Here is a 10165-nt window from a genome sequence, read left to right as displayed (position 1 = left end):
GGCAACCACCAGAACCACAACCGCGTTCCCGGCGACAGATAAAAACTATACGCACCCACAACCCAAACAGCAAACCACATTGCCATAACACAACTCACAGTCAGCTATTTTCGTTTATTTACAACGAAAATAGCCTACGTAAGGCATCCAACATAGCTTTGAACTGGACAGCTCGCCACCCGCTATGGCATTTAGAGCCCGCGTAAGCATGGTTCGCCGTCGTCACAACTCACCTATAAGCAAAATTGACTCGATTTACTACAACATTCAAGTTTTTTCTGCAATAATTTTAACCGGCGCACAAGCGTTTATTTCTTTATAGAGAAAGGCTCTCTCATGCCGAAGATTGGCATCATTGTTGGAAGTACCCGCGAAGATTCGTGGAATAAGAAAGTCGCTCATGATCTAGCAGCATTACTGCCAGAAGGGTTCGACGTCGTCGATATCGCTATCGACCAGCTGCCGTTCTACAGCCCAGAGTGGGATACCCCTGAGTCTCTTCCCGAATCTGTTGCCACCTTGCGCGAAACCGTGAACTCCTGCGATGGCTTCATTATCACCACCCCGGAATTCAACCGTTCCATTCCGGCGGTCCTGAAAAATGCGCTCGATATTATCTCCCGTCCTTACGGTTCAACATCATTTGCCGGCAAGCCAACCCTCGTTGCCACTGCCACCCCGGGAGCCATGGGTGGTTTCGGCGCCAACCGCGATCTGCGAACCGTTTTGTCATTCTTAGATGCGCATGTCATTTCTCAGCCGGAAATGTATTTGAGCTTTATTCACAAGTTGTACGACGGCAACACTCTTAACCCGCAAACCGCCTCCTTCTTCCAGACCGCAATTGATAAATTCGTTTCCACTTTTCGTCTGCTAGCGAAGTAACGCGCTCTTTGTCTCCATCCGGGAGATAATTGAATAGTCAAAGAAAATTTTCAACGAGAGGAAAATGATGACGAAGGGTTTTTCTGGCTCAACTGTTCTATCGGAGAGCTTGCAGAAAGTATTGACCGACGTAACGGCGCTTTCCCTCGTGGGTAAGCAGTTACATTGGAACGTCGTTGGCGTTGGCTTCCGTGGCCTCCACCTCTACCTAGATGAGGTCGTCGCTATTGCACGCGCAGCATCTGACGAAGTTGCTGAGCGCATGCGCGCTATTGGCCTTGTCCCGGACGGACGCCCTCAAACGATTGGCGAGATGACTTCTCTTCCGGCAGTCAAAGAAACAATCGTCTCCACTGAAGAAGCTGTAGCAGCAGCAGTTGAGGTTATCAACGCAACCGTTAGCACGATGCGCCAAGTACATGAGAAGGTCGACGCCGAAGATCCGGCTTCTGCCGATATCCTGCTTGACTACGTCCGCCAGCTTGAGCAGCAAGCTTGGTTTATTGGATCATCAATCGACAAGGCTTGAGCTTAAAACAAAAATTGGGGCGAACCGCGGTTCGCCCCAATTTTTTGTACAGTCACTTAAGTTATTTATCGACGACGACGTCCAAGCCCAACTCTTGGGACGCATCCTGGACCGACCCAAGGTTCTTCACGTCGGTAAAGCCAATGCTTTCTAGATAGCCTTTGGCTCCTTCAGCGCGATTGCCAGAACGGCAGTACAGAACATAGGCCGCAGATTTATCTAGATCCTTGACTTGGTTTTGGAACTCGGCATCGCTGACATCAAAATTAACAGCACCAGCAACGTGGCCGGTAGCAAATTCTTCTGGGGTACGAACATCAATAATCATCGGGTTTTGGTCCTTCTTCGTATCCGTCATCTGGGAGCTATTACTGGACACTGATTCGGTGGCGGTATTTGGCTGGGCTTGCTCAGGAGCTGAACAACCGGCCAGAACAAGGCACAAACCGCACACAGCGCCAGTATAAATTTTCTTCATCATACCGCTCATTGTAGTCTAAAGCGTTTGCTGTGCGAGAAGCTCCTTTAATTCACTAATTTCAGCACGCAGATCAGCGATTTCTTTCTTAGTTGCCGTCTGGTGAACCTCAGACTCCTCACTAACTGTTTCAACAATCCATGACGCAAGTGTTGCCGTAACAATACCGGTCAGCGCGATTCCACCAACCATGAGGAGCAAGGCAATAACACGTCCCGTCGTCGTCACCGGGAATAGATCCCCGTAACCCACGGTGGTAATCGTAACGAACGCCCACCACAACGAATCCCCGAAGTTAGCAAGCATCGTCCCCGGCGCCCGGCGCTCCGCATCGAGCACCGCGATTGCTGAAATAAGAACCAACATCGTCACAGCACACACCGCATAGACAACGATTTTTCCGCGAAATCCCACCGTTACCCGCTGGCCCAGAACCTTCACAAACGCCAGCAGACGAAGCACGCGAAGTGGGCGTAACAGCGGCAAAAGCACGATCACAAGATCGAACAAATTTCGCAGGAACCAGGATCGCCGATTATCTGCAATGATCAGGCGGACGCAATAGTCGACGATGAAAACTCCCCAGATCGCGTTCATCGCTAGTTCCATGCGCAGCCGCGAGAGGCCGTGGAGATCGCCAATAACTTCCCAGCCGTATAAAACCAGAAAAACCACGGCCAGAATCACCATCGGGAGCTCAGTTCGCTGCTCCCATTTTTCTACTCGACTCATATTCACGCCTCTTCACTTCGCAAGCTCATACGTCACTATGTCCACCGGCGGATCGTTAGGCAGCTGCGGATAATGGCGATGCAATGCCGAATAAAGCTCTGCCAACGAGGCAAAACCATCGCGGCGTGCATCTTCCTCAGTAAGCTCCGACAGTTTGCACGAGCGCACCGCAGTTACCACCGCATCCACTATGACCCTCCCAGAATCCTTATCAAACACAATCTGCGCTGGCCCCACCACGAATGGATCGTCCAGCCGGATAGTCTGCTTCTTCTGCCCGCTCATGACAAGCGTCTCATACCCCTCCCACATATTTATCTGCTGCGGGGCAAGCGCAGTGAATTCGCGCATCGGGAGTTGGCTCGCTAGTGCTTCATGTAGGCCAGCGTCATCTCGTATAACACACGTGATATCCGGATCATAGGCACACAACAACTCCCGCCAGAATTTTGGCGGACACACAATTGTGCCAGTTGGCGCGTGCAATAGGACGACGGCGACGGCGGGATCGTCGTCGGCAAAAATATTCTTGGCACGTAACTGACCGAAATCAGCCACAGACAAACCCGCGATCACGCGGCCAGAACGAGTTTGGGCGGTAGCGATGAGCGAGACCAACGTGGAACTATCGGTGCCATGGTCGGAAACCGAACTGGGAATGGGCGCCGAGCTACGGGCATGATCCGCGAGCGCATGTGCCACAAGAGCACGGGTAGATTCTGAAAGCATAGGGATAGTTTAGTGCATTACACACCAGTTACTTTCACAATCCTCGCATTCTCTAAAAGTCCCTCAGTCAGTTAAGTAATGCATAAAATATGGGTTCTGCTCTACAAGGAAATCTGATAGATTAGTTACGTCAGCGCCCTCCCAAGGCTAGAGCTTCGGCTTCCTCAAATGCGGAGGGCCAATTTTCACTTTGGGAATGCCATGACGAACAATAAGTGCTTTCTTTCAATAGAAGATCAGGTTCTTTTGTTAGAAGAACGCGGTCTTATTATTCATTCCAAAACTGAAGCCGAGGATTTTTTGCGATCCCATAATTATTATCGTTTTTCTGGGTATGCTCGAGAATTTCAAGAAGACCCTCGACATGGCAAGAATAATTTCGCCCCCGGCATCAGTTTTGACGATATTTCGTCTCTTATAGACCTCGATCAACGCTTGCGGCGATTACTGCTTGAAGCATTAGAAATAAAAAGAAAACTACCTTGCAGTGACACCCGGGTTGGACGATCACATAAACAAAATGCACTCGCAGCTACTGCGGAAGACATGGCAAACAAAGATATTATTTTGAATACGGCTGATTCATTAGCTATTGCTAGTGAAGGTTTTTCTTCCACATTGCACGCATATTCTTCGCTTCGCAACAAATGTGCTCACTATGCTCAGCTCTAGAACCGCTCATTCGATATCTCTTTCAAAGTTCGCCCCAAAGAGAAGCGAGATGCCCCGGATTTTGCAGATCCGGGTAGTTACGGTGCAATCATTGTTATTCGGCGCTGGCTCAAACAGTTGAAGATGAACACTGGCTTTCAAGCTCTCTACTAGAGAAACAAAATATGGATTGGCGTTCTGTTTAGAGTAATTGTTAGTAAACTTGTTCCAAATAGAAAGTAATTTATGAAAAAGATAATGATAATTGGCTGTCCCGGAAGTGGAAAAAGTACATTCTCCAGAGCCCTACAAAAGAAAACAAACCTTCCATTATATCATTTGGATAATATGAATTGGAATCCTGACAAAACAACGGTAGAAAAAGATATATTCATAAAGCGATTGAATGAAACAGTTCAGAAAGAAGAATGGATTATAGATGGAAATTATGGGTCTACGATGGAACTCAGATTAAAGGCTTGCGATACAGTTATTTTTCTAGATTATCCATTAAAAATATGTTTAGATGGTGTAAATGCGAGAAAAGGAAGAGAGAGAACCGATATACCTTGGGTGGAGTCTGAAAATGAAGTAGATGAGGAATTTATTGAATTCATAAAAGGCTACAATATTCAGAGTAAGCCGAAAGTAATGCAGTTGCTAAACAAATATTCTGACAAAACGATTTTAATATTTAGAAATCGCGAAGAAGCTGATAAATATTTAAAAGAATACGATTGATAATCCCAGTCTTTAGGATTAACAATCCACCTGTTAGACAGAAAAATTAGTGCCTGAACGCATCTATATTACTATACGATTTAACACCCGGTTCAGGTTAGCTACTGTTAAATATTGGCCAGGCAGTCGCAAAACACAAGATCGCCGACCTGCATTTCAAAAGCAAATCGTCGAAGTATGCCTGCCCATAAGATGAAACCCTCCTCGATTAGCTTGTTGAATAGTGCGTCATTATGAACACCCCAAAGCTGCTGATTCGTCGTCATAGTTGAATTTTATGAGTAGGAAATGTTACAAAATGCCCTTATGGATAATTCTTCAATATTAACCGCTGAGTGTTTCACATCTTTATCAGACTATTTGGCGGATTGCTTTGGAATTTTGTCTTTCTAGCAAAAACTTCGATCGTGCGTAGCTTTCATTAGCTAAGAAGCCGAAGCCTCAGCCCAACAAACAATGAACTGTTCCATATTCAACAAGTGAAACTATCGAATATCATCCGTTGAGCAACAAATATAACTAACAAGTCACCATATTTTACTTACAAACAGTAGCCTACGGCGTGGATCGTTATCCTTGCGTCGACAGTGAATCCAACCAATAGATGACCAGAAATCGTCTGCGCCTGCGGAGAAGGCAATAAGTACCAGGCTCATAAGCTTCTATAAGCATCTGCGCAAATTTACGTCCAATACCTTTAAGACGAAAACCATCTCGCACTTCGAAAAACCAAATTTGGTAGACATTTCACACGCTAGATAGACCATCATAAGACTCAGAAAGCTCCCAAGGCGTGATTTCAGCTCTGGCAACTTCTACTCCATCAACAAGTAGTTTTACATATTCCGTATTATCGGAACTATAGCCTCGATGCCACCAATCTTCACGAAATCCTCTACTGCCTTTTCATATTGACCCTAAAAGGATCGTCACCATCATATAGGTTTGGGACCGTGTTAACGTAATAACCGTCTTCTTCCATCAGCAAACCCAGAAGACCATAGTGCTCTGAGGATCTCTCTAAACTAAGTCTACGCGCATTCGGGGTTGCCAACCACGAGTATGGCTCCCCGAGATCCTCTAGAATCACATTTACTACGGTTGAATTATCGGAATCGTAAAGCAAAGGAATTACTGTAATAATTTTTAGCTTCTCTAGCTCGTGCAACGAATCAGCTTCATCAGCTTTTGCAGCCTTAACTAATGCTAAAAGAGAGGTAGCCGAGATAGACTTTTTATTATCAGCAATGTAAGAAATGATCTGTCCATAATTCGGGTTTTCAGCTTTCGCCCCATATCGATCTACATACTGTTCCAGATCGGAAAGAACTTTATCTTTTATATTGCCACTGATTAATTTACTTTGAAGTAGATTAAGAAGGTTTTGACCAACAAGTTCCGGGGATACACATTCAACAAAACCAGTTGTCTCAGCAATAAAATTCCGAAGGCACGGCCATCCTTGAAGTGCTACTTTTTCATATAAGTCGTAATCTTGAGCAATAACACCATGTTCTACCAGTGCAAGTACTAAAGCGATATCGTCGAAAGGAATATCCTTTACAGCTAAAGGCTTTTGCAGCGATAGGCTTCTGACAAGTTTCGCGATTTGATTACGATTGTGGTTGGAATGAACATCTATATTGATAATTGCTTGAGCAAGTTCTATCTTTTTGTATTCCTCCTCCGATATCGCGTCCCCTATACCTTCTATTCCTAGCAAATAGTTTTTCAAATCTTGATCAATTTTGCGTTGAGCATTATCGTAGTATTTCCAAACATTATGGAAAGTCGAAGCAAACTTCCGTTCTTTTGCCAAGATTGGCCAAACATCTTCATTAACTTCAGATATATCTTGAACGATGCACTCGCTAGCACTCTTTTGGAATAGAACCTCTATCGCATCAGGGTTTGCGTTGTACAGATCGTTTAGAACACCCGGAAGTTGCTCAACATCGTGGCACTTCAGGTATTCTTCCGTATATAGCTCCTCAAAGTTTTCTTGGAGACGACGGAGAACAAAGTCGTAAACGTCACTAAAATGAAATTTTAATTTATCTAAAGTTATTTTTTCAGATTCTAAGTCCGTCAATAGTTTAATATTTGCAATTGTCACCTCATACTGATTAATCGCAATTAATCCCCGCCTTACTTTATGATCGAGCCGCTCCAACGCAACATCATAGATATCTAATTGACGAATGAGAGCACACACTGCATCAGGATCTGCAATGTTTACATACATGGCACCCTGCGGATCGGTACGTCGAATTTCTGCCAGATCGTAATAATGATTACTAAGGTAATCTTTAGCCCTTTCAGTTATTACATATTGGGTATCTAAAGAGACGTGTGCAAAAGCGATATCTATAAACTTTAGTAGGCATCCGCCATATTTCAGCATATCTTCGAATTGTGCATCGGAATATCCAGCGTTTTCGAATTCATAACTATTGCCAGGCATTTCGTACACTTCGTAATCGATTTCTTCGGTAATGAAACATTCGAAAATTCTGGGAGAAATAGCAGCGAGCTGTTGAATAAATTGTTCAAGCGCTATTGAATACCGGTTTTCTCTATTTTCATTTTCACTCATAACTGGTTCATTAATCAGATAATGGCCGATGAAGTGGACACCATCTTCACTGAGTTTACTCAACGCTTTAAGCAGTGTAGATGAAGCTCGTTCGAAAACCGAATCATGTTCCTCATCCAATCGATAGAACAAGTAATTCAAAATATCGAAGTTAAGAAACCCTGGGCGTCCAAAATCCTGATGATCTTGAGAGTTAATTAGAGAGTCAATATCGTTATTGTCCAACTTATAATAATAATCAGGATGACCTGTCTGAATATGGTGAAAGTCAAAATTCAAAGCATTAGCAGTTAGCTTTCCACCATTGAATGAAGATGTATACAGTACATAATTCGCTTTAATATACCCTTCATAAAGGAATTCTTCTAGCATTAGATAAGGGCTAACTGTAGGTTTAATCTTTGAAAAGAAAGAACTTTTCTCTGCATCGCCAATAACCCAATTATTATGTTTTATAAGTTCGCTGATTGAGGAACTTTCAATTTCCTTTTTCTGTCTTTCTAAAGATGAAATCTCATCACTTAAATGCTCCGCAACGCCTTCGTCCCAGTCAGATAAAGTATTCTTTAACCCCAAAACTCTGCAGATGTCATCGCTATCAAAATTGAGTGTATCTGTTTCATATAAGGAATGACTATAAGTAACCTTGATAGTTTTTTCGCCCTCTTTAAGGTAATCCGCGAAACATTTCCAGAATTTGGATGTTCTTATACCTTCCTGAGCAAACTCTTCGTCATCTATAGTTATTTCATATACTGGATTCTCATAGTCGATAGCATGAGCTACTCCGACCAAATACCCGTCAAGCGTAATGCCAAGTTCCTCAGCTCGTTTGTCTAAACGTTTTATTCGGGACTGTTCAATACTCCGACTATCTAGAGTTCGCCGGTTTCTATCAAGCAACTCAGCACGGAAATTCCGAGAAGCTTGATAAACATCTTCTAAAATACCTTCTCCTCGTCGGCTTTTTTCGAATTCACTTGGATATGCAACCTTCACAGCTAGCATTGCGAGTAGCTCATTAGAATTCAAATCGAGTGACTTATCACCTTCTTTTATTAATCGTTCATAGAAAACAATATATTCATTTCGCAATTGCTTAATCGCACGCGTGTCTGGCATATATTTAATTATTAGATCTAGAAGATTGTTATCAAACAAATTGGCCAGACGAGCCCCATCCTTATTTCCAGGACAATCCTCAAACAATTTTTTGATATGGTCACGTGAATTCCAAGCTGAAATAAATGGAACAATCGGGATAATGAGATCGAAGAACTTTGTCCGAGAGGACCCAGGAACAATCGTATTTTCCTTTTTTACATCGGTCAGATTTCCAAAGATGCTGTCCCGAGTTGCGTAAATAAATCGAACTCGCTTCTGCTTATCTCTACACCGAATATTATTGATCAGAGTATTCAATTCCCGTAATGAGTCGAAGATTAACGGATCATTAAACCGATCAATATCTTCAAAAATTACAACGTCGATCTCAGGTTGTGCTTTGAAGAAATATGAGATTTCTGCAAAATACTGGTCAAAATAGTTTTCAGAGTTTCTGTCCAGAGAGAGCGACATTGATTTAAAACTAAGTTGTCGAATAGAAACTGTTCCAGAAAACATCCAGTATCCCAGTAAAGTAGCGCAAAATAAAACTATCAAGGAAACCGCTAAAACAATTCCGTCCGCCCACCAGTTCCAACCTTGAGAGGAAAATACACTGTGTACAAATACCGAGCCGACTGCGTAAAACAACGTAATGAGCAACGAAAATAATAAAGCTCTAGGCCATCTATAGAGCTCTATCCTTCGGAAACTCGAACGCTGCGCAACTGCCGGTGGTTCCATACTTATAAGCTGCTTGACGATAGCCTTTTGGATCTGGTTCGTTATGGATTCTGCTTCTGGGCACTGTTCACTTTTCTCAGCCCTTTCCTTTGGATTGAGTGTCGACAAAGAAATAACTATCGCACTGTCGCCATGATTCTCTTTGACTTTATTGAGAATACTGCTCTTTCCAAGACCGTAATCTGCAGAGATAGCAATGTTAAGAACCGATGGCTGAGTGTTTAGCGCTCGCTCTATCTCCGCAACATAATTCTCATGTTCGTTCTTGTTATACTTCGGGGTTAACGGAAGTAGACCCCAACTTTTATCTTGTTCCGAACCCTCGGTACTTTCCGCCATTTTCACTCCTTATTTTCCAAAATCGGTGGACTATCAATTAATCACTTTGTTGGTATGGATACCGGTTACGAGTAATCCGATGAAATTTAATGATATCCACTATCCTCTCTCAATAGTTACCGTTTAGCACAATAACCACCTCAATCGTCATCGATGCAAGGTTAATACGGTTAGTGATTTTTTAGAGAATATGTCTGATACTCTATATTCATTTGTTGCCTGGGAAATCCTGTTGAATTCTACGCACGGTCCAGACATAAAAGAGAGGAAAGCCAGTAATCCGCTTCATAACAGCTGATCATATTTCTTCGCGGTACCTTTAGCCTTTTGGACAGGATATTTAGTAGCATTCACTGCAATCTTGGATCGAATAATACTAGGAATATCAAACCGCATGTTATCCGCTAACATAAATGCATATATCAATACGTCCGCGAGCTCTTCAGCGATCTCAGCTCGTTTTTCAGCTGTTGCAACCTGCGACGACACCCATTGAAAACATTCCAGTAGCTCAGCAGCTTCAATAGAAATAGAAACCGCAAGGTCTTTCTCCGAATGAAACTGACGCCAATTCCTTTCGTCCCGAAATTGATTTAGCGTTTCTACGATTGCCTCAAACGAGTCTTTTTCGTTCATA

General features: G+C 43.3%; 10 protein-coding genes. 4 read left to right on the top strand and 6 right to left on the bottom strand.

The features are described 5' to 3' along the window. Positions 1 to 336 precede the first annotated feature (336 nt). Together KSO86_RS08115 and KSO86_RS08110 are read left to right on the top strand one after the other, a co-directional pair. Positions 337 to 885, top strand: coding sequence for an NADPH-dependent FMN reductase (locus tag KSO86_RS08115; protein WP_216379664.1), 549 nt, complete (start codon positions 337 to 339; stop codon positions 883 to 885). 67 nt (positions 886 to 952) lie between these two features. Continuing rightward, complete coding sequence (locus KSO86_RS08110; protein WP_216379663.1) at positions 953 to 1414, top strand: Dps family protein; 462 nt, start codon at positions 953 to 955, stop codon at positions 1412 to 1414. Between the two features lie 61 nt (positions 1415 to 1475). On the opposite strand, the gene KSO86_RS08105 is transcribed toward KSO86_RS08110, so the two are convergent. From KSO86_RS08105 to KSO86_RS08095, 3 genes are read right to left on the bottom strand one after another with little or no spacing between them, the layout of a single operon-like run. Beyond that, positions 1476 to 1895 (bottom strand): rhodanese-like domain-containing protein, encoded by a 420-nt coding sequence (locus KSO86_RS08105; RefSeq protein WP_216379660.1) that lies wholly within the window; start codon positions 1893 to 1895, stop codon positions 1476 to 1478. A gap of 15 nt (positions 1896 to 1910) precedes the next feature. Then, positions 1911 to 2624: a potassium channel family protein gene (locus KSO86_RS08100; protein WP_216379659.1), complete on the bottom strand. Its 714-nt coding sequence runs from the start codon at positions 2622 to 2624 to the stop codon at positions 1911 to 1913. Between the two features lie 12 nt (positions 2625 to 2636). Continuing rightward, positions 2637 to 3353, bottom strand: coding sequence for an ASCH domain-containing protein (locus KSO86_RS08095; protein ID WP_216379657.1), 717 nt, complete (start codon positions 3351 to 3353; stop codon positions 2637 to 2639). A gap of 201 nt (positions 3354 to 3554) precedes the next feature. Here KSO86_RS08095 and KSO86_RS08090 point away from each other — a divergent pair, with 201 nt between their 5' ends. Beyond that, positions 3555 to 4025, top strand: coding sequence for an Abi family protein (locus tag KSO86_RS08090; protein WP_216379655.1), 471 nt, complete (start codon positions 3555 to 3557; stop codon positions 4023 to 4025). A 225-nt stretch (positions 4026 to 4250) separates the two neighbouring features. Next, positions 4251 to 4745 (top strand): P-loop NTPase family protein, encoded by a 495-nt coding sequence (locus KSO86_RS08085; RefSeq protein WP_216379651.1) that lies wholly within the window; start codon positions 4251 to 4253, stop codon positions 4743 to 4745. A gap of 107 nt (positions 4746 to 4852) precedes the next feature. Here KSO86_RS08085 and KSO86_RS08080 read toward each other — a convergent pair whose 3' ends face one another. The 3 genes from KSO86_RS08080 to KSO86_RS08070 all read right to left on the bottom strand — a co-directional run bounded on the left by KSO86_RS08080 (position 4853) and on the right by KSO86_RS08070 (position 10164). Next, the gene (locus KSO86_RS08080; RefSeq protein ID WP_216379650.1) at positions 4853 to 5011 is read right to left on the bottom strand and encodes a hypothetical protein; all 159 of its coding nucleotides are present in this window, start codon (positions 5009 to 5011) and stop codon (positions 4853 to 4855) included. 629 nt (positions 5012 to 5640) lie between these two features. Further along, positions 5641 to 9528, bottom strand: coding sequence for a YobI family P-loop NTPase (locus tag KSO86_RS08075; protein WP_216379648.1), 3888 nt, complete (start codon positions 9526 to 9528; stop codon positions 5641 to 5643). A gap of 285 nt (positions 9529 to 9813) precedes the next feature. Further along, positions 9814 to 10164: a nucleotide pyrophosphohydrolase gene (locus KSO86_RS08070; RefSeq protein ID WP_216379646.1), complete on the bottom strand. Its 351-nt coding sequence runs from the start codon at positions 10162 to 10164 to the stop codon at positions 9814 to 9816. Position 10165: the final 1 nt, after the last annotated feature.

This window comes from Arcanobacterium phocae (assembly GCF_018913465.1).
Classification (GTDB): domain Bacteria; phylum Actinomycetota; class Actinomycetes; order Actinomycetales; family Actinomycetaceae; genus Arcanobacterium; species Arcanobacterium phocae_A.
The sequence above is the reverse complement of the archived record's forward strand: the minus strand, read 5'-3'. Positions and strand labels throughout refer to the sequence as shown.

What these genes read in the sequence shown, in the direction of transcription:
- KSO86_RS08090 (WP_216379655.1), top strand. Translation starts at nt 3,555, where the DNA reads ATGACGAACAATAAGTGCTTTCTTTCAATAGAAGATCAGGTTCTTTTG.
- KSO86_RS08070 (WP_216379646.1), bottom strand. Translation starts at nt 10,164, where the DNA reads ATGAACGAAAAAGACTCGTTTGAGGCAATCGTAGAAACGCTAAATCAA.
- KSO86_RS08085 (WP_216379651.1), top strand. Translation starts at nt 4,251, where the DNA reads ATGAAAAAGATAATGATAATTGGCTGTCCCGGAAGTGGAAAAAGTACA.
- KSO86_RS08080 (WP_216379650.1), bottom strand. Translation starts at nt 5,011, where the DNA reads ATGACGACGAATCAGCAGCTTTGGGGTGTTCATAATGACGCACTATTC.
- KSO86_RS08110 (WP_216379663.1), top strand. Translation starts at nt 953, where the DNA reads ATGACGAAGGGTTTTTCTGGCTCAACTGTTCTATCGGAGAGCTTGCAG.
- KSO86_RS08095 (WP_216379657.1), bottom strand. Translation starts at nt 3,353, where the DNA reads ATGCTTTCAGAATCTACCCGTGCTCTTGTGGCACATGCGCTCGCGGAT.
- KSO86_RS08105 (WP_216379660.1), bottom strand. Translation starts at nt 1,895, where the DNA reads ATGATGAAGAAAATTTATACTGGCGCTGTGTGCGGTTTGTGCCTTGTT.
- KSO86_RS08115 (WP_216379664.1), top strand. Translation starts at nt 337, where the DNA reads ATGCCGAAGATTGGCATCATTGTTGGAAGTACCCGCGAAGATTCGTGG.
- KSO86_RS08100 (WP_216379659.1), bottom strand. Translation starts at nt 2,624, where the DNA reads ATGAGTCGAGTAGAAAAATGGGAGCAGCGAACTGAGCTCCCGATGGTG.
- KSO86_RS08075 (WP_216379648.1), bottom strand. Translation starts at nt 9,528, where the DNA reads ATGGCGGAAAGTACCGAGGGTTCGGAACAAGATAAAAGTTGGGGTCTA.